Origin of the sequence: Haloferula sp. A504 (assembly GCF_044385805.1) — a bacterium.
In the GTDB taxonomy this organism is placed as follows: domain Bacteria; phylum Verrucomicrobiota; class Verrucomicrobiia; order Verrucomicrobiales; family Akkermansiaceae; genus Haloferula.
Window position 1 is genome coordinate 1 of record NZ_JBISBU010000194.1, and the last position, 614, is coordinate 614.

Here is a 614-nt window from a genome sequence, read left to right on the forward strand (position 1 = left end):
TCGAATACAACGAATGAAAACGAACGCAGACACGGCACCCGCACTCTACCTCGGACTCGACGTCCATAAAGAACAAACCACCGTCGCCATCGCCGGATGCTAGGGCGTTTGTGTCGCAGGAGTTGCGGGGCCTCTGTTGCAAGGGATGTTTCCTTTTTGCTAGACATCGCCCTCAAAGCCGGCAGGTTATCCGGGTGATGAACTGCCTCCACATCTGCTCTGCCCATGATCCGCTCACCCGCCGTCTCGAGATCCGCCACGCCACCGAGGACTTCGAGATCAGCCAGCTTCGCGCCGCGCTCAACGCCGAGCACTACCTGAAAGCCGGCAGGCCTGCCGGCAACACCGTCTGGCAGGGGATCTACCGCATCGACGGCGAAGAGGGCTACCCGGTGCTCTGCGCGGTGCTGTGCTGGTCGGGCGCGGCGCTGCGGCTCAAGGACCGCGACGAATGGATCGACTGGGATCCGCTCACCCGCGCCAGCCGCCTGCCGCTGGTCGTCCAGCTGCGGCGCTTCTTGGTGCTCGAAGCCAGCCGCGAGCCCAACCTCGCCACCCGCTGCATGGGGCTGGCCCTGCGCGAGATGCCCGGCCACTTCGAGGCGAAATACGGA

General features: G+C 64.5%; 1 protein-coding gene. It reads left to right on the forward strand.

The features are described 5' to 3' along the window. Positions 1 to 197: 197 nt before the first annotated feature. On the forward strand, positions 198 to 614 hold a 417-nt coding region (locus ACG2LG_RS24145), incomplete at its 3' end, for a Druantia anti-phage system protein DruA (protein WP_396263461.1).